Source organism: Variovorax sp. GW823-FHT04B03, from assembly GCF_058796495.1.
On record NZ_JBXAIT010000008.1, the window covers coordinates 25,458 to 50,987 of the forward strand.

General features: G+C 69.4%; 25 protein-coding genes. 15 read left to right on the forward strand and 10 right to left on the reverse strand.

The window, feature by feature from the left end:
- Window positions 1-196 precede the first annotated feature (196 nt).
- From urtA to AC1RAD_RS29165, 11 genes are all read left to right on the forward strand, one after another.
- Window positions 197-1,390 (forward strand): urea ABC transporter substrate-binding protein, encoded by a 1,194-nt coding sequence (urtA, locus tag AC1RAD_RS29115; RefSeq protein WP_492738589.1) that lies wholly within the window; start codon window positions 197-199, stop codon window positions 1,388-1,390.
- Window positions 1,391-1,395: 5 nt separating this feature from the next.
- Window positions 1,396-2,298 (forward strand): urea ABC transporter permease subunit UrtB, encoded by a 903-nt coding sequence (urtB, locus tag AC1RAD_RS29120; RefSeq protein ID WP_062470432.1) that lies wholly within the window; start codon window positions 1,396-1,398, stop codon window positions 2,296-2,298.
- Between the two features lie 3 nt (window positions 2,299-2,301).
- The gene (urtC, locus tag AC1RAD_RS29125; protein WP_492738591.1) at window positions 2,302-3,357 is read left to right on the forward strand and encodes an urea ABC transporter permease subunit UrtC; all 1,056 of its coding nucleotides are present in this window, start codon (window positions 2,302-2,304) and stop codon (window positions 3,355-3,357) included.
- 14 nt (window positions 3,358-3,371) lie between these two features.
- Complete coding sequence (gene urtD, locus AC1RAD_RS29130; RefSeq protein ID WP_447748559.1) at window positions 3,372-4,154, forward strand: urea ABC transporter ATP-binding protein UrtD; 783 nt, start codon at window positions 3,372-3,374, stop codon at window positions 4,152-4,154.
- 18 nt (window positions 4,155-4,172) lie between these two features.
- Window positions 4,173-4,862: an urea ABC transporter ATP-binding subunit UrtE gene (gene urtE / locus AC1RAD_RS29135; RefSeq protein WP_447739961.1), complete on the forward strand. Its 690-nt coding sequence runs from the start codon at window positions 4,173-4,175 to the stop codon at window positions 4,860-4,862.
- A gap of 44 nt (window positions 4,863-4,906) precedes the next feature.
- Complete coding sequence (locus AC1RAD_RS29140; protein ID WP_307582648.1) at window positions 4,907-5,944, forward strand: aliphatic amidase; 1,038 nt, start codon at window positions 4,907-4,909, stop codon at window positions 5,942-5,944.
- An 11-nt stretch (window positions 5,945-5,955) separates the two neighbouring features.
- Complete coding sequence (locus AC1RAD_RS29145) at window positions 5,956-6,966, forward strand: alpha/beta fold hydrolase (protein WP_492738593.1); 1,011 nt, start codon at window positions 5,956-5,958, stop codon at window positions 6,964-6,966.
- Window positions 6,963-7,781 (forward strand): CbbQ/NirQ/NorQ/GpvN family protein, encoded by an 819-nt coding sequence (locus AC1RAD_RS29150; protein WP_492738595.1) that lies wholly within the window; start codon window positions 6,963-6,965, stop codon window positions 7,779-7,781. Before AC1RAD_RS29145 ends, AC1RAD_RS29150 begins: the two co-directional genes overlap by 4 nt.
- Entirely contained in the window at window positions 7,778-9,412 is a 1,635-nt protein-coding gene (locus AC1RAD_RS29155) for a nitric oxide reductase activation protein NorD (protein ID WP_492738597.1), read from the forward strand. The genes AC1RAD_RS29150 and AC1RAD_RS29155 overlap by 4 nt, the downstream gene beginning before the upstream one ends.
- A 66-nt stretch (window positions 9,413-9,478) precedes the next feature.
- Window positions 9,479-10,633, forward strand: a complete 1,155-nt coding sequence (locus AC1RAD_RS29160) for a transporter substrate-binding domain-containing protein (RefSeq protein WP_062470403.1) — start codon at window positions 9,479-9,481, stop codon at window positions 10,631-10,633.
- Window positions 10,634-10,816: 183 nt separating this feature from the next.
- Window positions 10,817-11,470, forward strand: coding sequence for an ANTAR domain-containing response regulator (locus tag AC1RAD_RS29165; RefSeq protein ID WP_095743105.1), 654 nt, complete (start codon window positions 10,817-10,819; stop codon window positions 11,468-11,470).
- Between the two features lie 6 nt (window positions 11,471-11,476).
- Here AC1RAD_RS29165 and AC1RAD_RS29170 read toward each other — a convergent pair whose 3' ends face one another.
- Window positions 11,477-12,367 carry a LysR family transcriptional regulator gene (locus tag AC1RAD_RS29170; RefSeq protein ID WP_070061367.1) on the reverse strand — a complete coding sequence of 297 codons (891 nt, stop codon included), beginning with the start codon at window positions 12,365-12,367 and terminating at the stop codon, window positions 11,477-11,479.
- A gap of 90 nt (window positions 12,368-12,457) precedes the next feature.
- On the opposite strand from AC1RAD_RS29170, the gene AC1RAD_RS29175 reads away from it, so the two are divergent.
- Together AC1RAD_RS29175 and AC1RAD_RS29180 are read left to right on the forward strand one after the other, a co-directional pair.
- Complete coding sequence (locus tag AC1RAD_RS29175) at window positions 12,458-12,652, forward strand: YjiS-like domain-containing protein (protein WP_492699823.1); 195 nt, start codon at window positions 12,458-12,460, stop codon at window positions 12,650-12,652.
- Between the two features lie 64 nt (window positions 12,653-12,716).
- Window positions 12,717-14,381: a hypothetical protein gene (locus tag AC1RAD_RS29180; RefSeq protein ID WP_492738599.1), complete on the forward strand. Its 1,665-nt coding sequence runs from the start codon at window positions 12,717-12,719 to the stop codon at window positions 14,379-14,381.
- Here AC1RAD_RS29180 and AC1RAD_RS29185 read toward each other — a convergent pair.
- The 6 genes from AC1RAD_RS29185 to AC1RAD_RS29210 form a co-directional block, all read right to left on the reverse strand.
- Window positions 14,362-14,946 carry a uracil-DNA glycosylase family protein gene (locus AC1RAD_RS29185; RefSeq protein WP_492738601.1) on the reverse strand — a complete coding sequence of 195 codons (585 nt, stop codon included), beginning with the start codon at window positions 14,944-14,946 and terminating at the stop codon, window positions 14,362-14,364. The two genes, AC1RAD_RS29180 and AC1RAD_RS29185, sit on opposite strands and share 20 nt — an antisense overlap.
- A 10-nt stretch (window positions 14,947-14,956) precedes the next feature.
- A complete protein-coding gene (locus AC1RAD_RS29190) occupies window positions 14,957-15,787 on the reverse strand; it encodes an isocitrate lyase/PEP mutase family protein (protein WP_492738603.1) in 831 nt (276 codons plus the stop codon).
- A 25-nt stretch (window positions 15,788-15,812) separates the two neighbouring features.
- Window positions 15,813-16,910 carry a serine hydrolase domain-containing protein gene (locus tag AC1RAD_RS29195; RefSeq protein WP_157754897.1) on the reverse strand — a complete coding sequence of 366 codons (1,098 nt, stop codon included), beginning with the start codon at window positions 16,908-16,910 and terminating at the stop codon, window positions 15,813-15,815.
- Between the two features lie 115 nt (window positions 16,911-17,025).
- Window positions 17,026-18,411, reverse strand: coding sequence for an L-serine ammonia-lyase (locus AC1RAD_RS29200; protein ID WP_492738826.1), 1,386 nt, complete (start codon window positions 18,409-18,411; stop codon window positions 17,026-17,028).
- Window positions 18,412-18,415: 4 nt separating this feature from the next.
- The gene (locus AC1RAD_RS29205) at window positions 18,416-19,585 is read right to left on the reverse strand and encodes a M20 aminoacylase family protein (RefSeq protein ID WP_492738606.1); all 1,170 of its coding nucleotides are present in this window, start codon (window positions 19,583-19,585) and stop codon (window positions 18,416-18,418) included.
- A gap of 25 nt (window positions 19,586-19,610) precedes the next feature.
- A complete protein-coding gene (locus tag AC1RAD_RS29210; protein WP_492738608.1) occupies window positions 19,611-20,960 on the reverse strand; it encodes a DUF3100 domain-containing protein in 1,350 nt (449 codons plus the stop codon).
- A 112-nt stretch (window positions 20,961-21,072) separates the two neighbouring features.
- Between AC1RAD_RS29210 and AC1RAD_RS29215 the strand changes: the two genes are divergently transcribed.
- Window positions 21,073-22,050 (forward strand): LysR family transcriptional regulator, encoded by a 978-nt coding sequence (locus AC1RAD_RS29215; RefSeq protein WP_492738610.1) that lies wholly within the window; start codon window positions 21,073-21,075, stop codon window positions 22,048-22,050.
- A 56-nt stretch (window positions 22,051-22,106) separates the two neighbouring features.
- Window positions 22,107-22,565, forward strand: a complete 459-nt coding sequence (locus AC1RAD_RS29220) for a CopD family protein (protein ID WP_492738612.1) — start codon at window positions 22,107-22,109, stop codon at window positions 22,563-22,565.
- On the opposite strand, the gene AC1RAD_RS29225 is transcribed toward AC1RAD_RS29220, so the two are convergent.
- The 3 genes from AC1RAD_RS29225 to AC1RAD_RS29235 are packed head-to-tail and all read right to left on the reverse strand — an operon-like array spanning window position 22,562 to window position 25,480.
- Window positions 22,562-23,020 carry a VOC family protein gene (locus AC1RAD_RS29225; protein ID WP_492738613.1) on the reverse strand — a complete coding sequence of 153 codons (459 nt, stop codon included), beginning with the start codon at window positions 23,018-23,020 and terminating at the stop codon, window positions 22,562-22,564. The genes AC1RAD_RS29220 and AC1RAD_RS29225 overlap by 4 nt on opposite strands.
- A 13-nt stretch (window positions 23,021-23,033) precedes the next feature.
- The gene (locus tag AC1RAD_RS29230; RefSeq protein WP_492738615.1) at window positions 23,034-24,272 is read right to left on the reverse strand and encodes a CaiB/BaiF CoA transferase family protein; all 1,239 of its coding nucleotides are present in this window, start codon (window positions 24,270-24,272) and stop codon (window positions 23,034-23,036) included.
- Between the two features lie 8 nt (window positions 24,273-24,280).
- The gene (locus AC1RAD_RS29235) at window positions 24,281-25,480 is read right to left on the reverse strand and encodes an acyl-CoA dehydrogenase (protein WP_062470370.1); all 1,200 of its coding nucleotides are present in this window, start codon (window positions 25,478-25,480) and stop codon (window positions 24,281-24,283) included.
- Between the last annotated feature and the right edge of the window lie 50 nt (window positions 25,481-25,530).

Genomic DNA, 25,530 nt, shown 5'->3' on the forward strand with positions numbered 1-25,530 from the left:
TGTTTTTTCGGTCGCAACAACGCCTTTTTCAAACGGATGCGCGCCATCCGGTGGCGCAGCCTTGCCCGGAGAAAACGCACTGGCAGCACAGCGCTCGTTTGCAGGGGCCGCGCGGCGGGAGGAGACACCCCCAACGCGGTTTCGAAGGTCGGATGTTCCTGATGACTCGCACAAAACCAAAGCAAAGGAATTTGACATGACGAACGCTTTCAACCGCCGCCAGATCGTGAAGACGGGCGGCTCGATGATCGTGCTGGGCGCCGCCTCCGGCGTGGCCGGCCTGGCCCGCGCGCAGGACGGCGCCACCGTGAAGCTCGGCCTGCTGCACTCGCTCTCGGGCACCATCGCCATCGCCGAGGCCTCGCTGGTCGACGCCGAGAAGCTGGCCATCGAGGAGATCAACGCCGCTGGCGGCGTGATGGGCAAGAAGATCGAGGCCGTGGTCGAAGACGGCGCGAGCGAGAACTCGGTGTTCGCCGAGAAGGCGCGCAAGCTGCTGGAGCGCGACAAGGTGGCGGCCATCATCGGCTGCTACACCTCGGCCTCGCGCAAGGCGCTGCTGCCGGTGCTCAACCAGGCCAAGGGCCTGCTGTTCTACCCGACCTACTACGAAGGCCAGGAGCAGGACAAGCGCGTGTTCTACCCCTCGCAGGAAGCCACGCAGTCGGTGATCGCGGCGGTGGAATGGATGGCGCGCGAGAAGGGCAAGAACTTCTTCCTCGTCGGCTCCGACTACATCTACCCGCGCACCTGCAACAAGATCGCCAAGCCCGCCATCGCGAAGGCCGGCGGCAAGGTGCTCGGCGAGGAGTACGCGCCGCTGGGCCACACCGAGTTCTCGTCGATCATCAACAAGATCAAGGCGGCCAAGCCCGACTGCATCTACAGCACCGTGGTGGGCGGCTCCAACGTGGCCTTCTACAAGCAGCTGCGCGCGGCGGGCCTGGACGGCGCCAAGCAGGTGCTGCTCTCGACCGTGGTGTCCGAGAACGAGATCGACGGCATCGGCAAGGACAACGCTGCCGGCTACTACGCCTGCATGGGCTACTTCCAGAGCATCAAGTCGCCGGCCAACGAGAAGTTCGTGAAGGCCTTCAAGGCCAAGTACGGCCAGGACCGCGTGATCGGCGACCCGATGGAGGTGGCCTACAACAGCGTCTACCTGTGGAAGCTGGCGGTGGAAAAGGCCAAGTCCTTCGACGTGGACAAGGTCACGGCCGCCGCCGCGGGCGTGAAGATCGAGGCGCCCGAGGGCACGGTGCGCATCCACGCCACCAACCACCACGTGTGGAAGAAGGTGCGCGTGGGCCGCGCGCGGCCCGACGGGCAGTTCGACATCGTGTGGGAATCGCCGCAGCTGGTCGAGCCCAACCCCTTCCCGAAGGTCTGAACGCGATGAACTTCGACATCGCGGTGATGCAGGTGTTCAACGGCGTGAGCCTGTTCACCATCCTGCTGCTCATGGCCATCGGGCTGGCCATCGTGTTCGGCCTGATGGGCGTCATCAACATGGCGCACGGCGAGCTGATGGCGCTGGGCGCCTACATGACCTACCTGGCGGCGCGCTTCTTCGCGCACTACGCGCCGGGCTTCATGGACCTGTACCTGTTCGCCGCGATCCCGTTCGCGTTCGCCGTGACCTTCGCGTTCGGCTATGTGCTGGAGCGGGGCTTCATCCGCTTCTTCTACGACCGCCCGCTGGACACCCTGCTGGCCACCTGGGGCCTGAGCCTCATGCTGCAGCAGGCCTACCGCTCCATCTTCGGCGCGCAGGAAGTGAGCGTGCCGCTGGCCTCGTGGCTGGCGGGGGCGTGGGAGCCCACGGCGGGCATCCAGCTGCCGCTGAACCGCATCTTCATCGTCGGGCTCACGGCCCTGGTGGCGGTCGGCGTGTACCTGCTGCTGTACCGCACGCCGTGGGGGCTGAAGGTGCGCGCGGTGACGCAGAACCGCGCCATCGCCGGCGCGGTGGGCATCGACACGCACCGCGTCGATGCGATGACCTTCGCGCTGGGCTCGGGCCTGGCGGGCATCGCGGGCGCGGTGTTCACCATGATCGGCTCGACCAACCCCGGCACGGGGCAGCTGTACATCGTCGACTCGTTCATCGTGGTGGTGTTCGGCGGCGTGCAGAGCCTCATCGGCACCGCGCTCTCGGGCTTTGCCATCGCGCAGTCGCAGACCTGGCTCGAGTACCTCATGAGCGGCTCGATGGCCAAGGCCACGATCCTGCTGCTGGTGATCGCGGTGCTGTACTTCCGGCCGAACGGCCTGTTCGCCACGCGGTCGAGGAGCTGAGGCATGCACGGTCTTTCTCCTCAACGCAAGCGCGACCTCGGCGCCCTGCTCGCGGTGCTGGTGCTGCTGGCGGTGGTGCTGCCGCTCACGCTCGACCCGTTCCGCCTCAACCTCGTGAGCAAGTACCTGGCCTTCGCGTTCGTCGCGGTGGGCGTGGTGCTCACCTGGGGCTACGGCGGCGTGCTGAGCCTGGGCCAGGGCATGTTCTTCGGGCTGGGCGGCTACATGATGGCCATGTTCCTCAAGCTTGAGGCCTCCGCGCCCGAGCTGCCGGACTTCATGGTGTGGAGCAGCGTCGAGCAGCTGCCCGCGTGGTGGCAGCCCTTCCACTCGCTGGGCTGGACGGTGGCGGGCATCCTCGTGATTCCTGCCGTGCTGGCCTACGTGTTCTCGTACGCGATCTTCAAGCGGCGCGTGAGCGGCGTGTACTTCGCGATCGTCACGCTGTCGCTGGCGCTCACGCTCACGGTGGTGGTGGTCGGCCAGCAGGGCGACACCGGAGGTGCCAACGGCATCACCGATTTCCGCACGCTGCTGGGCTGGGACATCGCCACCGACGCGGCCAGGCGCACGATGTACTTCGTCGAGGTGGCGGCCATTGCGCTGGTGATGATGGTGTCGCTCGCCATCGTGCGCAGCCGCTTCGGCAAGCTGCTGATCGCCATCCGCGACAAGGAAGACCGCGTGCGCTTCAGCGGCTACAACACGGCGCACATGAAGGCCTTCGTGTTCGCGGTGGCCGCCGTCTTGTCGGCCATCGGCGGGGCGTTCTACAGCCTGCAGGTGGGGCTCATCGCGCCGGGCGTGATCGGCGTGGTCGCCTCGGTCGAGATGGTGATCTATGCGGCGGTCGGCGGGCGGCTGTCGATTCCGGGCGCGGTGATCGGCGCGCTGCTCATCGGCTTCCTCAAGTCGTACCTGTCGGAGACCTTCCCCGAAGGCTGGCTGTACGTGCTGGGCGCGGTGTTCATCCTCGTGGTGTGGGCGATGCCGAACGGGCTCGCGGGCCTGGGCGAGAAGCTCATGCGCCGACGCGCCGCCGCGGAGGTGGCGCCATGAACGCCGCGATGACGATGCCCAGCAGCGGGCTGCCGCAGGCCGCCTCGGCGGTGCCGCCATCGAGCGAGCAGATCCTGCGCATCGAAGACCTCACCGTGTCCTTCGACGGCTTCAAGGCCGTGGACGGGCTGAGCCTCTCGGTCGAGCGCAACGAGCTGCGCGTGATCATCGGCCCGAACGGCGCGGGCAAGACCACGCTGCTGGACATGGTGTGCGGCAAGACCAAGCCCAGCGCGGGCCGCGTGCTGTTCAACGGCCAGGACCTCGGTCGCCTGAACGAGTACGAGATCGTGCGCGCCGGCGTGGGCCGCAAGTTCCAGACGCCCTCGGTCTACGAAGACCTCACGGTGCTCGAAAACTTCGAGATCTCGCTGCCTCGCATGCACGGCCTGCTGCAGTCGCTGACCTTTCGCCGCACGCCCGCCGTGCGTGCGCGCATCGACGCGATGGCCGAGCAGGTCTTCCTGGCCGATCGGCTGGGCCACCGTGCCGGGCAGCTCAGCCACGGGCAGAAGCAGTGGCTCGAGATCGGCATGCTGCTGATGCAGGAGCCCGAACTGCTGCTGCTCGACGAGCCCGTGGCCGGCATGAGCCCGCGCGAGCGCGAGCAGACCGGCGACCTGCTGCGACGCATCTCGGCCGGCAAGTCGGTGGTCGTCATCGAGCACGACATGGACTTCGTCAAACGCATCGCGCACCGCGTCACGGTGCTGCACCAGGGCAAGTTGCTGAGCGAAGGCACGGCCGCCGAGGTGCAGGCCGACCCGCGCGTGATCGACGTGTACCTCGGCCACTGAGAAGAAGGAGAAATTCACATGCTCGAAGTCTCCGAACTCAACGTGGCGTATGGCGAGTCGCACGTCATCCGCGATGTGTCGCTGCGCGTCGCGCCCGACGAGGCGGTCGCCATCATGGGCCGCAACGGCATGGGCAAGACCACCTTGCTGAAGTCGCTCATCGGCCTCTTGCCCGCGCGCGGTGGTCACATCCGCCTGGGCGGCGCCGAGCTCACGACGCTGCCCAGCTACCAGCGCGTGGCGCAGGGCCTGGCCTTCGTGCCGCAGGGGCGCATGGTGTTTCCGTTCCTCACGGTGGAGCAGAACATCCTCGCCGGTGCCGCGAAGTCGGGTCATCGCACGGTGCCCGACTACCTCTACACCTTCTTCCCCGTGCTCAAGGACATGAAGCAGCGCAAGGCCGGCAACCTCTCGGGCGGCCAGCAGCAGATGCTGGCGATTGCGCGCGCGCTCATCTCGGAGCCGAAGGTGCTGATCCTCGACGAACCCACCGAGGGCATTCAGCCTTCGATCATCAAGGAGATCGCGCAGACGCTGAACGTGCTGCGCGCCGAGCGCGGCTTCGCCGTCGTGGTGTCGGAGCAGGTGCTGAGCTTCGCGCTCGACCTGGCCGACCGCTTTCTCGTCATCGACCGGGGCCGCATCGTGCACGACGAAGCGCGCGCCACGCTCGACCAGGACAAGGTCAGGTCCTTTCTGACCGTGTAAGCCCTTCCCTCTTTTTCTTCAACCACCCCTTCAGGAGCAGCGTCATGAGACATGGTGATATTTCGAGCAGCAACGATTGCGTCGGCGTCGCGGTCGTCAACTACAAGATGCCCCGCCTGCACACCAAGGCCGAGGTGCTGGACAACGCACGCAAGATCGGCGAGATGCTGGTCGGCATGAAGAAAGGCCTGCCGGGTATGGACCTGGTGATCTTTCCCGAGTACTCCACGCACGGGATCATGTACGACGCCAAGGAGATGTACGACACCGCCTCGGCCATCCCCGGCGAGGAGACCGCGATCTTCGCGGACGCGTGCCGCCGCGCCAACGTGTGGGGCGTGTTCTCGCTGACCGGCGAGCGCCACGAGGAGCACCCGAACAAGGCGCCCTACAACACGCTGATCCTCATGAACAACCAGGGCGAGATCGTCCAGAAGTACCGCAAGATCATGCCGTGGGTGCCCATCGAGGGCTGGTACCCGGGCGACTGCACCTACGTGAGCGAAGGCCCCAAGGGCATGAAGATGAGCCTGATCATTTGCGACGACGGCAACTACCCCGAGATCTGGCGCGACTGCGCGATGCGCGGGGCCGAGCTCATCATCCGCTGCCAGGGCTACATGTACCCGGCCAAGGAGCAGCAGATCATGGTCTCCAAGGCCATGGCCTTCATGAACAACACCTACGTGGCGGTGGCCAACGCGGCCGGCTTCGACGGCGTGTACTCGTACTTCGGCCACTCGGCGCTGATCGGCTTCGACGGCCGCACGCTCGGCGAATGCGGCGAGGAAGAGATGGGCATCAACTACGCCGAGCTGTCGATGGGCCTGATCCGCGACGCGCGCAAGAACGGCCAGTCGCAGAACCACCTGTTCAAGCTGGTGCACCGCGGCTACACCGGCACCATCAACTCGGGCGACGGCGACAAGGGCGTGGCGGCCTGCCCCTACAACTTCTACACGCAGTGGATCAACGACCCCGAGGGCACGCGCGAGCGCGTGGAGTCGTTCACGCGCAGCACGGTCGGCACGCCCGAGTGCCCGATCGAGGGCATTCCGAACGAACCGGCCAAGCACCGCTGAAGCGCCGCCCCATGGACCACGACATCTTCGACCTCGGCGATGTCGCGCTGCAGCGGGGGGCCACCCTGCGCGGCGCGAAGCTCGCCTACAAGACCTACGGCACGCTCAACGCACAGAAGAGCAACGCCATCGTCTACCCGACCTGGTACTCGGGCCAGCACACCGACAACGAATGGCTCATCGGCCCCGGCATGGCGCTGGACCCGGCGAAGTACTTCATCATCGTGCCCAACATGCTGGGCAACGGCCTCTCGTCCTCGCCGAGCAACACGCCCGAGCCGTACAACCTGGCGCGCTTTCCGGACGTCACGCTCTACGACAACGTGACGCTGCAGCACCGGCTGGTGACCGAGCAGTTCGGCATCGAACAGCTCGCGCTGGTGGTGGGATGGTCGATGGGCGCGCAGCAGACCAACCAGTGGGGGTGCCTCTACCCCGAGATGGTGAAGCGCATCGCGCCCTTCTGCGGCTCGGCGAAGACGGCACCGCACAACATCGTGTTCCTCGAAGGCGTGAAGGCCGCGCTCACGGCCGACGCGGCCTGGAACGGCGGCTGGTACACCACGCCGCCGACACGCGGGCTGCGCGCGGTGGGCCGCGTGTACGCGGGCTGGGGTCTGTCGCAGCCCTTCTACATGCAGCAGCTGTGGCGCGAGCTGGGCTTCAGCTCGCTCGAAGATTTCCTGGTCGGCTACTGGGAAGGCTTCTTCCTGAAGAAGGACGCCAACAACCTGCTCGCGATGCTGTGGTCGTGGCAGCACGGCGACATCAGCGACAACCCGGTGTTCAAGGGCGACTTCAAGAAGGCGCTGGGCGCCATCCGGGCGCGCGCGATCGTGATGCCGGCCGAGCGCGACCTGTACTTTCCCGTGGCCGACAACGAGTGGGAGGTGTCGCACATGCCGAATGCCGAGTGCCGCCCGATCCCCGGCGTGTGGGGCCACTTCGCGGGCGGCGGCAGCAGCCCGGTCGACACCCGCTTCATCGACAACGCCCTGCAGGAACTGCTCGCCACGCCATGAACGCTCCCGTGCACGATCCGCTCGCCGCCTACCGCATCGAGACCGAGCCCTTCTACCGGCCCGCCGGCCACGAGGTGGCGCTGTACCGGCACGCGTACCGCCACCGCATGCCGTTGATCCTGAAAGGCCCGACGGGCTGCGGCAAGACGCGCTTCGTGGAGCACATGGCGTGGTCGCTCGGGCGGCCGCTGGTCACGCTGGCCTGCAACGAGGACATGACGGCGTCGGACCTCGTGGGCCGCTACCTGCTCGATGCGAACGGCACGGCCTGGCACGACGGGCCGCTGACGCTCGCGGTGCGCCACGGCGGCATCTGCTACCTCGACGAGGTGGTGGAGGCGCGGCAGGACACCACCGTGGTGATCCACCCGCTGACCGACGCGCGCCGCATCCTGCCGCTGGACAAGAAGGGCGAGCTGGTGCACGCGCACCCCGACTTCCAGCTCGTGGTGTCGTACAACCCCGGCTACCAGAGCAGCGCCAAGGACATGAAACCCTCGACGCGCCAGCGCTTCGCGGCGCTGGAGTTCGACTACCCCGACGGCGCGCTCGAAGCGGAGATCGTCGCGCACGAGGCCGGTGTCGACCCCGGGCTCGCCGCGAAGCTGGTCGCCATTGCGCACTGCTCGCGCGAGCTCAAGCACCGCGGGCTCGACGAGGGCGTGTCGACGCGCATGCTGATCTACGCGGGCGTGCTGATCCGCGACGGCGTGTCGCCGCGCGACAGCTGCGACATGACGATGACGCGCGCCCTCACCGACGACCCCGACATGGCGAGCGCGCTGCAGGGCTTTGTCGAGGCGCAGTTCGGATGAACGACGGGCACGGCGCCCTCTCGCTGCTGGCGCGCGGGCTGGCCGGCGTCGATGTCGACGTGCAGCCGCTGGCCGGTGCGCGGGCGGTGCTCGTGGGTCGACGGCTGCTGCTGCCCGAGGGCGACGAGGCCTTGCACCAGCACCGCGCGATGGTGGCGCATGCGATCGCGCACCTGCGCCACTCGACGCCCGCGCGGCCGGCGCGCACGCTCAAGCCGATGGGCATCGCGGTGGTCTCGGCCCTTGAAGACGCGCGCGTCGAGCGGCTGCTGTGCCGCGACTTTCCCGGCCTGCACGGCTGGTTCGTCGCCGCGCTGCCGCCCGCGCCCGATCCGCTGGACCTGCGCTTTGCCGCGCTGGTCGCGCGCATGGACCGCGTGCTGCTGCTCGCCGAGGCGCCCGACGACAACCACTGGGTGAACAAGGCGCGCCGCCTGTTCGACGAGACGGTCGCCCGCGCGGGTCTGGAAGACTACGACGCCTTCCGCGCCGTCGCCTCGATCCTCGCCAACGACCTGGGCCAGATGCGCGTGCGCTTCGAGCCGCAGGACTACGCCGTGCCCGCGCCCTGGCGCGACGACAACAGCTACCTGTGGGATTTCGGCGAGGCCGAGACGCTGCCCGACGACGCCATCGCGTTGCAGCAGACGGGCGTGCGACCACCACCACCTTCCGATGGACCGCGCGAAGGCAACGAAGCGCCACCCGAAGGGATCGCCGACATGGAACTCGGCCGCTACACCTACCCCGAATGGGACCGCACGCAGGAGCGCCTGCGACCCGACTGGTGCACGGTGATCGAGAAGCTGCCCGCGTGGCAGGGCCTGGGCGCGGCGGGCACTTCAGGAGCGGCGGGCAGTGAGCGCATCGCGCCGCTCGCCCTGCCCCGCGCGCGCCACCTGGACCGCACGCACCGCCTGCGCCGCCAGTGGGAAGGCGACGACATCGACCTGAACGCGGCCATCGAGGTGCTGGTCGATCGCCGCCTGCGCCTGCGGCCCGATGCGCGGCTGTTCATGCGCCCCGGCAAGGGACCGCGCCCCTCGAGCGTGCTGGTGCTGCTCGACCTGTCGGAGTCGGCCAACGACCCGGGCCACGGCGATGGCGCCGTTTCGCTGCTCGACCTCGAGAAGCAGGCCGCGCTGCTGCTGGCCGCCTCGAACGCGCGCGGCATCGACCGGCTCGCCATCCACGGCTTCTCGTCGAACACGCGCGCCGAGGTGTACTACTACCGCCTGCTCGAGTTCGGCCAGCCGCTGGCTGCGCCCTCGCGCGCGATGCTCGGCGCGGTGCGCGGGCGCTACTCGACGCGCATGGGCGCCGCGCTGCGCCATGCGGCCTCGCACCTGCAGGCCGAGCCGGCCGGGCCGCGCGCGATCCTGCTGGTGACCGACGGCGCGCCCTCGGACATCGACGTGCACGACCCGAAGTACCTGATCGAAGACGCCCGCCAGGCCGTGGCCGAGGCGCGCGACGCTGGCGTGCGCAGCGCCTGCATCGCGGTGGACGGCGCGGCCGACGCGTACGTGCGGCGCATCTTCGGCTGGCGCAACTATTGCATCGCCGACGACGCGCGCAGCCTGCCCGCGCGGCTGGCCCGCATGAGCACGCGGCTGGCCGCCGCCCATTGACCGACGGAATGAAGAAAGCCAGGGAGGAGCACACAATGAGGGCCCACACATCCAGGAGACACCCCAGTGGCTGACAGGGACCCTCTTCGCGTCGGCATTCTGTATTCCGAGACCGGCGTCACCTCGACCATCGGCCTGTCGCAGCTGCAGGGCGCGCTGCTGGCCATCGAGGAGATCAACGCGGCCGGCGGCGTCGACGGCCGCGAGCTCGTTGCCGTGCGCTACGACCCGCAATCGAACCCCGTGCGCTACGCCCAGCTGGCCGAGCGGCTGATCGTGCAGGACCGCGTGAACGTGCTCTTCGGCTGCTACATGTCGAGCAGCCGCAAGGCGGTGATCCCGGTGATCGAGAAGTGGAACAAGCTGCTGTTCTACCCCACGCTGTACGAAGGCTTCGAGTACTCGGGCAACGTGATCTACACCGGCGCGGCGCCCAACCAGAACAGCGTGCAGCTGGCCGAGTTCATGACCACGAACTTCGGCGCGCGCGTGTACCTGATCGGCTCCGACTACATCTACCCCTACGAGTCGAACCGCATCATGGGCGAGCTGGTGATGCAGCGCCCCGGCAGCGAAAAGCTCGGCGAGCGCTACGTGGCGCTGGACGCCACCGAGAAGGACTACCGCGCGATCATGGACGACATCCGCGACAAGCGGCCCGACTTCATCTTCTCGACGGTGGTGGGCGATTCCACAGCCAGCCTCTACCGCGCGTACGCCGAGGCCGGCTTCGACCCGAAGACGATGCCCATCTCGAGCCTCACCACCTCGGAGGCCGAGATCTCGCAGATGGGCCCGGGCGTGGCCACGGGCCATTTCACGGCGGCGCCGTATTTCCAGTCGATCGACTCGCCCGCCAACCAGCGCTGCCTGGCGCGGCTGCGCGCGCGCTTCGGCGACGGCTGCGTGCCCAACCTGTGCTGGGAGGCCTCGTACTTCCAGATGCACATCTTCGCCAACGCCTTCCGGCAGGCGGGCACGGACGGCATCGCGGAGATCCTGCCGCACATCCTGGGCAGCGAGTTCGATGCGCCGCAGGGCCGCGTGAAGATCGACCCGACCAACCACCACACCTGCCTGTACCCGCGCATCGGCCGCGTCGACGCGCACGGGCAGTTCACCATCGTGCGCCAGGCGACGCGCCCGGTGTACCCGGACCCGTACCTCGTCACGCACTCGCTGGGCGACTGGACGGCGCGGCTCGATGCGCTGGAGCTCTAGGATGAACCCGCAGCGGTCGTTCATCGGCGAGCCCCGGCAGCGCGTCCCCGTGCGCAGGACACCAGGTGCTTCCCGCAGCGAAATCAAGGAGGAGCCGAAGGCGGGGGACATTCGCGGAGGGAAGTACCCGGTGGCCTGTGCACACGCCCCGGACAACAGCAGCCCCCAACGAAAGCGCTGACCGTGGACAGCACAGCCCCCAAGCGACACACCCTGCGGGTGACGCCACCGCAGCTCAAGGAGCTGCGGCTGCTGAAGATCGCGGTGATCCACCCCGACGACGCAGACGGCCGGCAGCTCACCCAGCAACTGCAGCGCATCGGCTGCCAGGTGCAGGCCTTCTGGCCGCCCGTGCAGCACCTGCCCGAGGGCATCGACGTGGCCTTCATGGCTGTGCAGCCCGACTTCATCAACCTGCGCTTCGAATGGACCCAGAGCGAGGACGCCCCCGCCGTCATCGCCGTCGTGACCTACGAGAACCCGACCATCGTCGAGGCCGTGCTCGAGATCCGCGCCAAGGCCGTGCTGCCGTCGCCGGTGCGCTCGTTCGGCCTGCTGTCGGCGCTGGTGGTCGCGCGCGAGGCCCACAAGGAAAGCCGCTCGCTCGCGCGGCGCCTGCGCAAGACCGAGGCCAAGCTGCTCGGCGTGCGCCAGCTGGCCGAGGCCAAGAGCATCCTCATGAAGACGCACGACGTGTCCGAAGGCCAGGCCCACGACCTGATCCGCGAACAGGCCATGAGCAAGCGCACCACCATGGAAGACATCGCCGCGGCCATCGTCAACGCCAACGAGATCCTCTCGCTGGGCACCCGCAGTAACAAGCCCGGGCCGGGCTGAACGCGCTCAGAGCTGGCGGAACGCCGTCAGCACCTTCAGCACGCTCTGCGTGGCGCCGTCGAGCGTGGCGTGCGGGCGGTGCGCGATGCCCAGGCGGCGCGTGAGCTTCGGCGTGACCGGCACGATCTGCATGCGCTCGTTGAGCGCCGCGTCGGTGGTCTGCTGCAGCGGCAGCAGCGCCGCGCCATAACCCGCCGCCACCAGGCTGCGGATCGCCGCGTCGTAGTTGAGCTCGATGCGCGCGCGCGGCGCAAAGCCGGCCGCGGCAAACCACTCCATCGACAGCCGGTACATGTGCGTGGTCGCGTCGTTGAAGATCAGCGGCTGCGTCGCCAGCCAGGCCGGCGTGGCGCGCTTGGGCGCCTTCCAGCGCGGCGGCACGAAGGCCATCATGGGCTGCGTGCGCCACGGCGTGACCACCAGCTCGCGCTGCAGCGGCTGCGGCATCGCCACCAGGCCGATGTCGAGCGTGCCCGCCGCCAGCCGCGCCATCGCCTCGGCCGAACCGAGGATGCTCACCTCGACGTCGATGCCCGCATGGCCCACGCCCAGCGCCTCGAGCACCTGCGGCAGCAGGTCGACCACCACGCCGGTGGAGGTGCCCAGCCGAACGCGGCCCGTGCGGCCCTCGGCCTGGCGCTTGACGGCCTCCACCGCCTCGTCGGTGTCGCGCAACAGCTTGCGCCCGCGCTCGACCAGCGCCGCGCCGGCCGCGGTGGGCGTGACGCGGCGGTTGCCGCGCACCACCAGCTGCGCGCCCAGGCGCGATTCGAGCTCGCTGATGTGCAGGCTCACGGTGGGCTGCGCCAGGTGCAGCGCCTGCGCCGCCGCCGAGAAGGTGCCCAGGTCGGCGATGGCGATGAGGGTTCGCAGTTGGTCGAGGTTGAGCTGTCGCATCAGGAATGCTGATTGAAGGTGTCAGAAATCTCAACTTCCACAATAGCACGCGCCGCCGGAAGATGAGCGCTCCCCTACCAGGAGCCCACCGTGACCGCGACGAAGCCACCGTCTTTTCATCAACGCCTGCTGCACGCCCTGCACGACTGGCGCCGCCGCGCCGTGACACGCCGCCGCGCCCGCGACGACGTGCTGCTGCTGGCCGGCATGAGCGACCACGACCTGCGCGACCTGGGCATCGGCCGCAGCGAAGTGCCCGAGCTGGTCGACCGCAACCGCTACTGAGCCGCCCGACCTCGCCTGCGGTTTCTTCAGGAAGCCGCGGGCAATTTGAGGTTCAATCCGGGGCGTGCCCTCCACCGCCTCCCCTGCCCTTCTTTCCATCGAACTCACCTCGCCGCAGTCCGTCGACGGACGGCGCGCAGCCTTCCAGTCGCTGTGGCTGCTGGTGCGCATGCAGCACGCCCATGCCCACGGCGGCGGCAGCGGTGTCGTGCGGCTGGCCGACCTGCGCGGCGAGGTGTCCGACGCCAGCACGCTGCGCATGGTCGTGAGCCGCGCGTTCCGCGACTTCAAGGCCTGGGGCCTGGAGGTCGGCTGGGGCGAAGACCTGCAGCGCGAGCCGCGCTTTCTCAACGCCGAGCGGCGCAGCCAGGGCCCGTTCTGGCTGCCGGCCGCGCAGGCCAAGCGCCTGCGCCTGCTCGTGGACAACCGCCCGGCCACCGCCGCCGAGGTGGCCTCGTTCCTCGGCCTGCGTTCGCGCAAGGCGCAGGCCGCCGGCGCGATCACGCCGCCCGACGCCGTGCACCTGCAGGACGCCGCCTTCTGGAAGCAGCTGGTCGCCTCGCAGCAGGCCGCGCGGCAGGGCCGGCTGATGTCGCCGGTGGCAGGCGGAACCGGCGGCAGCGCGCTCGAAGCCATCCGCCTGGCGGGCACGCTGGCCGCCAGCGACTTCCAGCGTGCGCTGGTCACGCTCAACGAGGCCATGCTGTGGCGCCGGCTCGGCGACAACGAACAGGCGCGCCGGCGGCTGCAGGCGCTCAAGAAACAGCGGCTCGCGCACCACGTGGCGGGCAACGACTACCTGGGCGCGATGGAGTGCATCGTCTCGGCCTGGTGCGCCTACACCGCGCGCGACCTGCCGCTGGCGCAGTCGCTGCTGGGCGGCATGGCGCAAGACCCGGCGCGCGCGCTGGTGCTGCGCCACCACCCCGACGTGCGCTTCGAGTGGTGCAACCTGTGGGCGCTGGCCTGCCGTTCGCGCGCCCTCGCGCTGGCCGCCGACGACCGCCCGGCCGCCGCGGCACTCGCCGAAGAGTCGCTGCAGCGCTTCGGCGAGGCGCTGGCCGCGGCCTTCGAGTCGCACTCCTTCGATGCCGCGCAGCACGTGGCGGCCAACATGGGCATGGCCGCATGGCTGTTCGACCGCGTGGGCCTGGGCGACCTGCCGGCGCTCGCGCACGACGGCCACCGGGCCGATACCACGCGCCGCGCGGTGCAGTGGATCGCCTTCAGCGAATGGCTGTGCGGCCACACCGACGGCCAGGGCCGCTCGGCATGGAACGCGATCTACCTGATGCGCATCGCGCGCGGCCACTGCCGGCCCGACGCGCAACCCACGCTCGCGCAGTTCCGCGCACAGAAGCCGCTCGACCCGGGTGCGGTGTCGAAGCTCGCGGGCCCGCTCGCCGACGCCTTCGACACCGCGAACTGGCCCGCACGCTGGGTCGACGTGGCGCAGGCGCGGCTGGCCGACCACCAGGCCGGGCGACGCCGCTACCCCGGACTGCAGCAGGGCAGCCTGCTGTTCGAGCACGCGTGGTACGCGGCGCATGCGGGCGACCTGAAGGCGGCCGAGCACTCGCTGGGCCTGTTGCGCGAAGTGCTGCCGCAGCTGGTGCCGAGCGACCGCGCCTACTTCACCGAGTCGTGGAACGATGCGCTGCCGGCCGAGCTGGTGCTCGAAGCCAAACCGCCAAGGAGGCCGTCGGCCCCTAGGAAGAAGGCGCGCTGAGCGCCTGCTGCACGCGCTCGCGCAGCACCGGCAACACGTCGCGCTCGAACCACGGGTGGTGCTGGAACCACGCGGTGTTGCGCGGCGACGGATGCGGCAGCGGGACGAAGCGCGGCGCGTAGTCGGCAAAGGCCTCGACGGTCTCCGTCACGCCGCCGCGCGCGGTCTTGCCGAGGAAGTGGCGCTGCGCGTACTGGCCGATGAGCAAGGTCAGCGCGATGTGCGGCATCTGCGCCAGCAGGCGGTCGTGCCACAGCGGCGCGCACTCCTTGCGCGGCGGCAGGTCACCGCTCTTGCCTCGGCCCGGGTAGCAGTAGCCCATGGGCGCGATCGCGATGCGCGCCGCGTCGTAAAACACGCCGCGGTCGATGTCGAGCCAGCGGCGCAGCTGGTCGCCGCTCTTGTCGTTCCACGGCACGCCGGTCTGGTGCACCGTGAGGCTGGGCGCCTGGCCGACGATCAGCAGCCGCGCGCTCGCACTGGCCTGCACGATCGGGCGCGGCCCGAGCGGCAGATGCGCCTCGCATGCACGGCAGGCGCGAATGTCGGCGAGCAGCGCATCCACGACGCTGGAGCTAGTCTGCGAACGGGCGGAAGAAGGCGTTCAGCTCGGTGCCCGGCGTGGCATCGGCAAAGCCGTCGAAGCGGCCCTGCTCGGCCAGCGTGCGCGCAGCGCGGATGAAGCCGCCCCAGGCCGCGCGCGCCATGCCGCCACCCACGCTCACGCGGCGCACACCGAGCGCGGCGATGTCCGCCATCGTGAGCTCGCTGGTCGCGCCGACCAGCAGGTTGACCGGCTTGGGCGCGACGGCGGCCACCACGGCCGCGATCTGCTCGCGCGTCTTGATGCCGGGCGCGTAGAGGCAGTCGGCGCCGGCCTCGGCGTACGCACGCAGGCGCGCGATGGCGTCGTCGAGGTCGGGGCGGTTGGCAAAGAAGTTCTCGGCGCGGCCCACGAGCAGCGTGTCGCCGCCCGCCGCGTCGATGGCCCGGCGCGCAGCGCGCAGGCGCTCGACCGCCACGCCGATGGGGAACAGCGGGTCGTCGGGGTTGCCCGTCGAATCCTCGATCGACAGGCCCGCCACGCCGGTCTCGACCGCGAGCCGCACGCTCTCGGCCACGCCCTGCGCGTCGGCGGCGAAGCCGTTCTCGAAGTCGGCGTTCACCGGCAGGTCGGTGGCGGCCACGAGTTCACGCAGGTGCGCGAGGATCTGGTCGCGCGACAGGGCGCCGTCGGCATGGCCCTGCGACCACGCGAAGCCCGAGCTGGTGGTGGCCAGCGCCTGGTAGCCCAGGCCTTCGAGGTAGCGCGCGCTGCCGGTGTCCCAGGGGTTGGGAATAACGAAGCAGCCTTGGGTGTGAAGCGCGCGAAAGTCTGCGCGCTTCTGCGCGATGGAGCGGGTCATGGGAGCCTCATCTTTCCTTCGGGGTTCAGGGAGGGGTTGCGGCCACCGGTGCGGCCGCGAGGATGTGTGCCGCGAGCACGGCGAACTGGTCGGTGCGGACCTCGCTGCGTTGGAACCAGCCCTTGCTGTTGTCGACACGGTGCACCACGACGAGGTCGCGCTTGCGATCGACCATCATGAACTGGCCGCCGGCACCCACGGCCAGAAGCAGCTGATTGGGCCCGCGCTGCCAGAACGGGAAGCCCTTGAGCGGCACCCACCACAGATAGCCATAGCCGCTCCAACCGGGTCCGACGGTCGTGTACGAGGTGGTGCTTTCGGTCACCCAGCCGGCCGGGACGATGCGCTTGTCGTGCCACATGCCGTCGCGCGCCATCAGCAGGCCGATGCGGGCCAGGTCGCGCGCCGACAGATGCATCACCTGGGCCGGGTGCTCGGAGCTGCGTTCGAGCCGGGACTCGGTGTCCTGCGGGTAGCGGAAATCCTGGAACTGCAGCGGTTCGGCCAGGTCGGTCTTCAGCGCCTCGAAGACGCTGCGTCCGGTGCGGCGTTCGAAGATGGTGCCCAGCACGTTGGCGTCCCAGTTGTTGTAGTACCAGAACTCGCCCGGCGCATGGCTGCCCCGGGCCGGTCGCTCGGCCTTGGCCTGGGCGGTCTCGTAGGCGGCCGGATGGTAGACACCCGAGCGCAGCTGCAGCAGCTGCCGCACGGTGGCCGTGCGTTCGGTGTCGCTGAGCCCGTCCTTGTCGCCGATGCCGAGCTGGCCCAGCGTCTGGTCCAGGTCGATCTCGCCGCGGCCGACGTGAATGCCGTAGAGCACGCTCTGCACGCTCTTGCGCACCGAGGCCAGGTTCATCGGCTTGTCGATGTCGCCGTAGGCATGCACGAGCACGCCCTTGTCGATCACGAGGTAGGCGTCGGACTTGATCGATGCGGCAAACGCATCGGCCACCTTGAGCTTCGCTTCGGACCAGTGGCTCGGTTCAGCCACGCTCGGGGTAGCCCACTGCGCGGCGGGGAACACGCCGGCCGCGGGCACGGCGTGCGCGGCGCACAACAGCAGCACGGCAGACAGCGCGGTGCGCAACACGCCGGGCAAGAAACTGCGCGGAAGACCGGCCATGGGCATCTCGACTCCTGAAAGTCGTGCGCCTTGGAAACGACGTGGGAACCTGGGGGCTGCGGGGCCCGGCGCGACGAGCTTCGCATTCTGACGCAGCGACGCCAGCCTTGCTGCCTCAGCACTCCACGACGTTCACCGCAAGCCCCCCCAGCGAGGTCTCCTTGTACGTGGACTTCATGTCCTCGCCGGTCTGCTTCATGGTGCGGATCACGGCGTCGAGCGAGACGTAGTGGCTGCCGTCGCCGCGCAGCGCCATGCGCGAGGCGTTGATGGCCTTCACGGCGCCCATCGCGTTGCGCTCCACGCAGGGAATCTGCACCATGCCGCCGACCGGGTCGCAGGTCAGGCCCAGGTTGTGCTCCATGCCGATCTCGGCCGCGTTCTCGACCTGCGCGGGCGTGGCGCCGAGCACGGCGGCGAGCGCGCCCGCCGCCATCGAGCAGGCCACGCCCACTTCGCCCTGGCAGCCGACCTCGGCGCCCGAGATGGAGGCGTTGGTCTTGTAGAGCATGCCGATGGCCGCGGCGGTGAGCAGGAAGTCGACGATGCCCTCGTCGCTGGCCTGCGGCACGAAGCGCTGGTAGTAGTGCATCACGGCGGGCACCACGCCGGCCGCGCCGTTGGTGGGCGCGGTGACGACACGGCCGCCGGCCGCGTTCTCCTCGTTCACCGCCATCGCGAAGGCGTTGACCCAGTCCATGGCCGCGAGCGGATCGGCGGCGCCGGCCTGCGCCAGCAGCTCGCGGTGCAGCTCGGGCGCGCGGCGGCGCATGCGCAGCGGGCCGGGCAGCGCCTGCGCGGCCAGCGGGTTGTCGATGCCGAAGCCGCGCTGCACGCACTGCTGCATCACGCCCCAGATGCGCAGCAGGCCCGCGCGCACCTCGGCCTCGGGCCGCCACACGCATTCGTTGCGCAGCACCAGCGTGGCCACGGAGATGCCGTGCGCGCGGCACTGCGCCATGAGCTCGTCGCCGGTCGTGAAGGGATGCGGCACGGCCTCTGCAGCGGCTGCCGTTTGCGCCACCGCTTGCCCGCCCTCGACGACGAAGCCGCCGCCGACCGAGAAGTAGGTGCCTTCGGCCAGCGTGCCGCCGTCGGCCGCGAAGGCCGTGAAGCGCATCGCGTTCGGGTGTTCGGGCAGCGACTCTTCGCCGCGAAAGGCGATGTCGCGCACGCGGTCGAAGGCAATGGGCGTGGTGCCCAGCAGCGCGAGCTGGCCGGTGCGGCGCAGCGCGTCGAGGCGCGGCTGCACGGTCTCGGGCTGCACGGTGTCGGGCGCGTCGCCGAAGAGCCCGAGGATCACGCCCTGGTCGGTCGCGTGGCCGTGGCCGGTGGCGCCGAGCGAGCCGAACAGGTCGACGTGCAGCCGCGCCGCCTGCGCGAGCAGGCCGCGCCGTTCGAGCGATTGCGCGAACAGCAGCGCGGCGCGCATCGGCCCGACGGTGTGCGAACTGGACGGCCCGATGCCGATCTTGAAGATGTCGAAGGCGGAGAGCATCAGCGCATCATGCGACCGGAAGCTGCTGTTTGACCAGCGCCACCCAGTAGGCCGCACCGAGCGGCAGGATGTTGTCGTTGAAGTCGTAGTACGGGTTGTGCACGTTCGGGTCGTTCGGGCCCTCGCCCGCGCCGATGCCGATGTAGGCGCCGGGGCGCTTTTGCAGCATGAAGGCGAAGTCTTCCGAGCCCATGGCGGGCGGGATGTCGGTGTGCACCTGCTCGAGGTCGACCAGGCTGGCCGCCGCCGCGATGGCTGCGTCGGTCTCAGCGGGCGTATTCACGACGCCGGGGTAGCCGCGGCGGTACTCCAGCGCCACCTTGGCGCCGTGCGTAGCGGCCACGCCGTCGCAGATCTGCTGCATCGCCGCCTGGGTCTTGTCCTGGATGGCGGCGTCGAGCGTGCGCACGGTGCCGCGCAGCACCACGGTTTCGGGAATGACGTTCCAGGTGTCGCCGCCGTGGATCTGCGTGACGCTGACCACGGCCGCGTCGGTGGCGCCGGTGCGGCGGCTCACGATGGTCTGCAGCGCGTTGATGAGCTGGGCCGAGATCACCACCGAGTCGATGCCGGTCTCGGGCATGGCGCCGTGAGCGCCCTTGCCGGTGATGACGATCTCGAAGGTGTCGAGAAAGGCCGTCATGGTGCCCTTGCGGATCGCGAAGCGCCCGCGCGGCAGGCTCGGGAAGTTGTGCATGCCGTAGACGGCGTCGGCCGGGAACTGCTCGAACAGGCCCTCTTCGACCATCACGCGGCCGCCGCCTTCGTTTTCCTCGGCGGGCTGGAACACGAAGTGCACCGTGCCTTTGAAGGGCTTGTGGCGCGACAGGTGCTCGGCCGCGCCCAGCAGCATGGCCGTGTGGCCGTCGTGGCCGCAGGCGTGCATCTTGCCGGCGCACTTCGAGGCGTGCGCCTGCGTGCCGAGCTCCTGCATGTTGAGCGCGTCGAGGTCGGCACGCAGCGCGATGCTGGGGCCCTCGCCGTTCTTCAGCGTGCCGACCACGCCGGTGCCGGCCAGGCCGCGGTGCACGGGCAGGCCCATGAGCATCAGCGCATTGGCCACCACGTTGGCGGTGCGGTGCTCTTCGAAGGCGGTCTCGGGGTTGGCGTGGATGTCGCGGCGCCAGCTGAGCATGCGGGCACGGGTGTCTTCGGCAATCTCGGGGTCGCGGTACATGGCGTGAATCTCTCGTGGGATGGAATCAGTGGAAGAACTCGGCGATGAAAGTCGCGCCGAGGAAGGTGCCGGCGGTGGCGGTGAGCGACACCACCACGATGCGCCAGCCGAGGCGGCGGAACACGGGCAGGTCCTTGGCGACCGAGAAGCCGGCCAGCGCCAGCACCGGCGTGGTGAAGGCCAGGAAGTTGAGCTTGGCGGTGATCGCGATCAGCGCGTCGGAGAAGGGGAACAGGCCCGGGATGCCGACCACGGTGGCCACCACCGAGAGCACCAGCACCATCGGCAGGCGCGGCACGACGCGCTTGATGGCTTCGACGGCGCCGGCAATCGCCACCACGGCGAGCACGCCTTCGAGCGACACCAGCACCGGCACCTTGTAGGTCACGGCATTGCCGATGAGCACGCCACCGCCCACCACCAGCCAGGCCAGCAGCGTGTCGCGCAGCGAGGTCGGCGCGGCGTGGGCCACGTCGGCGCTCGAGACGTTCGCGCCCGCGTCCACGGCGGCGCCTTGTTGTGCGCCATGCTTCGAGAAGCGGCCCAGCACCGGCTCCAGCTTGCCGTAGAGCCACGAGCACAGCGGCAGCGACAGGAACAGCGTGAAGTAGAAGCCGGCCACGGTGGTCAGCAGGTTCGACGCGGCGGCAATCGCCGTGAGCTGCGGCAGCATCTCGGGCGGGCTCTGCGCGGCGATGGCGCCCAGCGCCGCCGCCATCAGGCTGCCCGAGCCCACGCCGGCGCCCATGGCCAGCGAGCGCGGGTCGAAGATGTGCAGGCTGGCGATGAAGCCCGCCAGCACCGCAATGAAGAGCGCGCCCAGCACGGTGCCGGTGATGTACTCGGCCAGCACGCCGCGGCCTTCGGGCGAGGCCATGCCGTACTTCTCGCCGATGATCACGAGGTTGCCCTCGCGGCCCACCGAGAAGGTGGCGCCCACGGCCTCGCGCTTGATGCCCAGCAGCAGCGCCAGCGGCAGGCCCAGCGCCAGGGTGCCCAGCGCATGGCCGAACTCCTGGAACAGCAGCGCCCAGCCGGCCTGCTTCACCTGCGGCAGCGCGGCGCCGACCGTGAGGCCCAGCTTCACCACGAACAGCAGCAAGCCCGCGTTGAGCAGCCCGCCGGCCAGCGACTGCTGCGCCGTGGCCACGCGCACCACGCCCGGCACGCGCCGGTGCGCGATGCCCCAGGCGGCGGCCATGAGCAGCGCCCACAGCATCGGCAGCAGCACCACCTTGCCGGGGCCGACGCTGAACTGCGTCGGGCCGATGAGCTCGGCCACGGCCACGAGGACCAGGGTGACGACGAGGAGCTTGAATTTGCCGGCGGCGCTGGAAGGCGCTACGGCTGCAATCGTGGAGGCAGCGGAGGTCATGGGTGGGCGTTTTCGAGGGGTGCCGGCGAGTTTCGGGCTGCGAGCCTCTTGCATCAATGACCGCAAATAAGGATATTCGTTGCATTGAATGCAACACTCGGAGACGACTGCCATGGACGACAAGCTCGACACCCGCCGGGTGCGCTACTTCATGCAGGTGCTCGACAGCGGCTCGGTGCGCGGCGCGGCCGACGTGCTCGACATGGACCCGTCGGCCGTGAGCCGCGCCATCGGCATCCTGGAGACCGAGTGCGGCCTGCCGCTGCTGGAGCGCCACGGACGCGGCGTGGTGCCCACCGACGCGGGCCAGCTGCTGGCCGGCTACGTGCGCAGACAGCAGGGGCAGAAGCAGCACCTGCTGGCGCAGATGGACAGCATCCGCAAGATCGAGAGCGGCCACATCGACATCGTGGCCGGCGAAGGCTATGTCGACTGGCTCATGCGGCACAGCCTGCGCATCTTCATGGCCAGCCACCCGAAGATCACGGTGAACCTCGATGTGGCCAGCACCGACGAGATCGTGCGCCGCGTGATCGAGGAACGTGCCCACATCGGCATGCTGTTCCAGCCGCCGAAGGACGAGCGGCTCACCTCGCACCAGTCGCACGCGCAGCCGATCCAGGCCATGGTGCTGGCCTCGCACCCGCTCGCGCAGCTGGAGCGCCCGCTCAAGCTGGCCGACCTGCTGCCCTACCCCGGCGCCACGCTGCACCGCAATTTCGGCGTGCGCCAGCACATCGAGGCGGCCGAGATCAGCGAGGGCGTGCGACTGCCCGCGCTGCTGACCACCACCTCGTTCAGCGCGCTGGGCCACTTCGTGTCGGCCGGCCTGGGCTACACGCTGGGCACGCGCATCTCGCTCACGCCCAACGCCGACCACCCCTCGCTGGTCGAGCTGCCGATGAAGAACCCGCTGCTGTCGCAGGGGCGCTCGCACATCGTGTCGCGCCACGGCCGCCTGCTGCCGCCGGCCGCGGCGACGCTGCTGCGGCAGGTGGTGGCGGACATGAAGCGCTATGCCGATTCGATCGCGGGCACGGGCACCAGCAAGCCCCGCGCGAACACGCGCGGGCGCGGCGCGACAGGTTGAAGGCCATGGGGGCTTGCGTTGCGTGCGCGGCCGGTTCGGTGTTCTGATCGGAGCCCATGTCCTACCTCGCTCCCCTCTTCGTCCACCTGCTGTGCGCCGCCTTCTGGGTCGGCGGCATGGCCGTCATGCACTTCGCGGTGCGCCCTGCCGCCGTCGCCACGCTGGAGCCGCCGCTGCGCCTGCGCATGATGGCCGCGACGCTGCGGCGTTTCTTCATCGGGGTGGACGCGTCGGTCACGCTGCTGTTCGTGAGCGGCTTCGCGATGATCCTCGCGACCGGTGGCTTTCGCGCCGTGCACTGGCGCGTCGAGGCCATGATGGGCATCGCGCTCGTGATGGCAGCGATCTACGTCTACATCCGCGCTTCGGTGTTCCGCGCCTTGCGCCGCGCGGTGGACGACAACGCCTGGCCCGTGGCGGCCGCACGGCTGAACACTGTGCGCCAGCTGGTGACGCTGAACCTCGCGCTGGGCGTGGTGGTGTTCGGGGTGGCGGTGATCGGGCGCGGCGGCTAGGCCGCAGGGCCCTTCAATTCAACGCCGTTGCCGTCAGGATCTTCGATGTAGATCGAAGGGCCACTGCCCTCGGCCCCGAAGTTGTTCTGCACCTCGCCCTGCACCGGCACGCCGTGCCGCGCCATGCGCGCGCGGATCGCAGCCTCGTCGAAGGGCTCGATGCGCAGGCAGAGGTGATCGACGTTGCGCCCCTCGCGCCCGGCCAGCGCGCCGCCCTGGCGGCCCAGCTTGCCGTCGTGCGTGACGAGGTCGATGAGGCTGCTGCCGACGCGCAGGTGCACGAGGCCGAGGTCGTCGCGGCGCTTCTCGAGCGTGCAGCCGAGCACGTCGCAATAGAAGGCCATGGACCGCGCGGCGTCGCGCACGCGCAGCACGACGTGGTCGATGCGCAGCACTGCGAACGGGGCTGCGTCGGTGGCAGTGTCAGGAGACGACGAAGCAGGCGGGCGCGTCATGCCCGCCAGTGTGTCAGACCACCCCGGCCGCGCGCAATGCCTCGAAGCGCGAGGCGTCAACGCCCATCTCGGCCAGCACCTCTTGCGTGTGCTGCCCGAGCGCGGGCGGTGCGCGGCGCAGCACCGGCGGCGTGGCCGCGAGGCGCAACGGGCTCGCCACGCCGGTGATGCTGGCGATGCCGTCGCCCGCATCGCGCGGCAGCGTGACGGCCAGGCCGCGCGCCTGGACCTGCGCGTCGTCGAAGGCCTGCGCGATGTCGTTGATGGGGCCGCAGGGCACGGCCTTGTCTTCGAGCAGCGCGACCCAGTCGGCGGTGGTGCGGGTACGCGTGAGCTCTTCCATCATCGGGATCAGCACGCCACGGTGTTTCACGCGCAGCGTGTTGGTCGCAAAGCGTTCGTCGGCGGCCCACCCGGCGTGGCCGGCGGCTTCGCAGAAGCGCGCGAACTGGCCGTTGTTGCCGATCGCCAGCAGCATCGAACCATCTTGCGTCGGAAAGTCTTGATAAGGCGCGAGGCTCGGGTGCGTGTTGCCCTGGCGGCCCGGCGCCTTGCCGGTGTTGAGAAAAGCGCTCGCCTGGTTGGCGAGGATGGCCATGCCCACGTCGAGCAGCGCCATGTCGATGTGCTGGCCTTCGCCCGTGCGGTCGCGCACCTGCAGCGCCGCGAGGATGGCGGTGCTGGCGTACACGCCGGTGAAGAGGTCGGTGAGTGCCACGCCCACACGCAGCGGGCCACCGCCGGGTTCGCCGTCGGGGCGGCCGGTGATGCTCATCATGCCGGTCATGGCCTGGATCATCAGGTCGTAGCCGGCGCGCTCGGCGTACGGGCCGTCGTGGCCGAAGCCGGTCACGCTGCAGTAGATGAGGCGCGGGTTGGCCGCGCGCAGACTCTCCTGGTCGAGGCCGTACTGCTTGAGGCCGCCGGTCTTGAAGTTCTCGACCACGATGTCGGCCTGCGCCGCCATCTGCTGCAGCAGCGCCTGCCCCTCGGGCGTGGCCATGTCGATGGTGACCGAACGCTTGTTGCGGTTGCAGGACGTGAAGTAGCTGGCCTGGTCGGTGTCGTGGCCGTTCGCGTCCTTCACGAAGGGCGGGCCCCAGGTGCGCGTGTCGTCGCCGACGCCGGGGCGTTCGATCTTGACGACGTCGGCGCCCAGGTCCGCAAGGATCTGCGTGCACCACGGGCCCGCGAGCACGCGGGACAGATCGAGGACCTTGATGCCGTCGAGTGCTGCGGGCTTGGTGCTCATGCGTTCGTTCAGTTGGCGAAAGCTGCGATGCCGGTGATGGCGCGACCCAGGATCAGCGCGTGGATGTCGTGCGTGCCTTCGTAGGTGTTGACCACTTCCAGGTTCACCAGGTGGCGGGCCACGCCGAACTCGTCGCTGATGCCGTTGCCGCCCATCATGTCGCGCGCCATGCGGGCGATGTCCAGCGACTTGCCGCAGTTGTTGCGCTTCATGATCGAGGTGATCTCGACCGCGGCGATGCCTTCGTCCTTCATGCGGCCCAGGCGCAGGCTGCCTTGCAGGCCCAGCGTGATCTCGGTCTGCATGTCGGCCAGCTTCTTCTGGATGAGCTGGTTGGCGGCGAGCGGGCGGCCGAACTGCTTGCGGTCCAGCGTGTACTGGCGGGCGCGGTGCCAGCAGTCTTCGGCGGCACCGATGGCGCCCCACGAGATGCCGTAGCGGGCGCTGTTCAGGCAGGTGAACGGGCCCTTGAGGCCTTGCACTTCGGGGAAGGCGTTTTCTTCAGGGCAGAACACGCCGTCCATGACGATTTCGCCGGTGATGCTGGCGCGCAGGCCGACCTTGCCGTGGATGGCCGGGGCGGTCAGGCCCTTCATGCCCTTTTCGAGCACGAAGCCGCGGATCGGGCCGACCGTGCCGCTTTCGCTGACTTCCTTGGCCCACACGACGAACACGTCGGCGATGGGCGAGTTGCTGATCCACATCTTCGAGCCGCTGAGCGAGTAGCCGCCCGGCACCTTCTTGGCGCGCGTGGCCATGCTGCCGGGGTCGGAGCCGTGGTCGGGTTCGGTCAGGCCGAAGCAGCCGATCCATTCGCCGGTGGCGAGCTTGGGCAGGAACTTCTGCTTTTGTGCTTCGGTGCCGAATTCGAAGATCGGCACCATCACCAGCGAGCTTTGCACGCTGGCCATCGAGCGGTAGCCCGAATCGACGCGCTCGACTTCACGGGCGATCAGGCCGTAGGCCACGTAGTTCAGGCCGGGGCCGCCGTACTGCTCGGGGATCGTCGGGCCGAGCAGGCCGAGCGCGCCCATTTCGCGAAAGATCGCGGGGTCGGTTTCGCCGGTGCGAAAGCCTTCGATGACGCGGGGCGCCAGGCGCTCCTGGCAGTAGGCGTTGGCCGCGTCGCGGATCATGCGTTCTTCGTCGGTCAGCTGCTGGTCGAGAAGAAGGGGGTCGTCCCAGTGGAATTGCGCTTTGGCGGCCATGTGGATGTCTCCGGAAAAGGAAGAAGAAACAAAAGAAGGGGGAATGCGGT

Coding starts and splice junctions, on each gene's coding strand:
- urtC (WP_492738591.1), top strand. CDS start 2,302: ATGCACGGTCTTTCTCCTCAACGCAAGCGCGACCTCGGCGCCCTGCTC.
- urtE (WP_447739961.1), top strand. CDS start 4,173: ATGCTCGAAGTCTCCGAACTCAACGTGGCGTATGGCGAGTCGCACGTC.
- AC1RAD_RS29230 (WP_492738615.1), bottom strand. CDS start 24,272: ATGAGCACCAAGCCCGCAGCACTCGACGGCATCAAGGTCCTCGATCTG.
- AC1RAD_RS29155 (WP_492738597.1), top strand. CDS start 7,778: ATGAACGACGGGCACGGCGCCCTCTCGCTGCTGGCGCGCGGGCTGGCC.
- AC1RAD_RS29220 (WP_492738612.1), top strand. CDS start 22,107: ATGTCCTACCTCGCTCCCCTCTTCGTCCACCTGCTGTGCGCCGCCTTC.
- AC1RAD_RS29170 (WP_070061367.1), bottom strand. CDS start 12,367: ATGCGACAGCTCAACCTCGACCAACTGCGAACCCTCATCGCCATCGCC.
- AC1RAD_RS29235 (WP_062470370.1), bottom strand. CDS start 25,480: ATGGCCGCCAAAGCGCAATTCCACTGGGACGACCCCCTTCTTCTCGAC.
- AC1RAD_RS29150 (WP_492738595.1), top strand. CDS start 6,963: ATGAACGCTCCCGTGCACGATCCGCTCGCCGCCTACCGCATCGAGACC.
- AC1RAD_RS29205 (WP_492738606.1), bottom strand. CDS start 19,585: ATGTACCGCGACCCCGAGATTGCCGAAGACACCCGTGCCCGCATGCTC.
- AC1RAD_RS29225 (WP_492738613.1), bottom strand. CDS start 23,020: ATGACGCGCCCGCCTGCTTCGTCGTCTCCTGACACTGCCACCGACGCA.
- AC1RAD_RS29215 (WP_492738610.1), top strand. CDS start 21,073: ATGGACGACAAGCTCGACACCCGCCGGGTGCGCTACTTCATGCAGGTG.
- AC1RAD_RS29210 (WP_492738608.1), bottom strand. CDS start 20,960: ATGACCTCCGCTGCCTCCACGATTGCAGCCGTAGCGCCTTCCAGCGCC.
- urtB (WP_062470432.1), top strand. CDS start 1,396: ATGAACTTCGACATCGCGGTGATGCAGGTGTTCAACGGCGTGAGCCTG.
- urtA (WP_492738589.1), top strand. CDS start 197: ATGACGAACGCTTTCAACCGCCGCCAGATCGTGAAGACGGGCGGCTCG.
- urtD (WP_447748559.1), top strand. CDS start 3,372: ATGCCCAGCAGCGGGCTGCCGCAGGCCGCCTCGGCGGTGCCGCCATCG.
- AC1RAD_RS29190 (WP_492738603.1), bottom strand. CDS start 15,787: ATGACCCGCTCCATCGCGCAGAAGCGCGCAGACTTTCGCGCGCTTCAC.
- AC1RAD_RS29145 (WP_492738593.1), top strand. CDS start 5,956: ATGGACCACGACATCTTCGACCTCGGCGATGTCGCGCTGCAGCGGGGG.
- AC1RAD_RS29195 (WP_157754897.1), bottom strand. CDS start 16,910: ATGGCCGGTCTTCCGCGCAGTTTCTTGCCCGGCGTGTTGCGCACCGCG.
- AC1RAD_RS29140 (WP_307582648.1), top strand. CDS start 4,907: ATGAGACATGGTGATATTTCGAGCAGCAACGATTGCGTCGGCGTCGCG.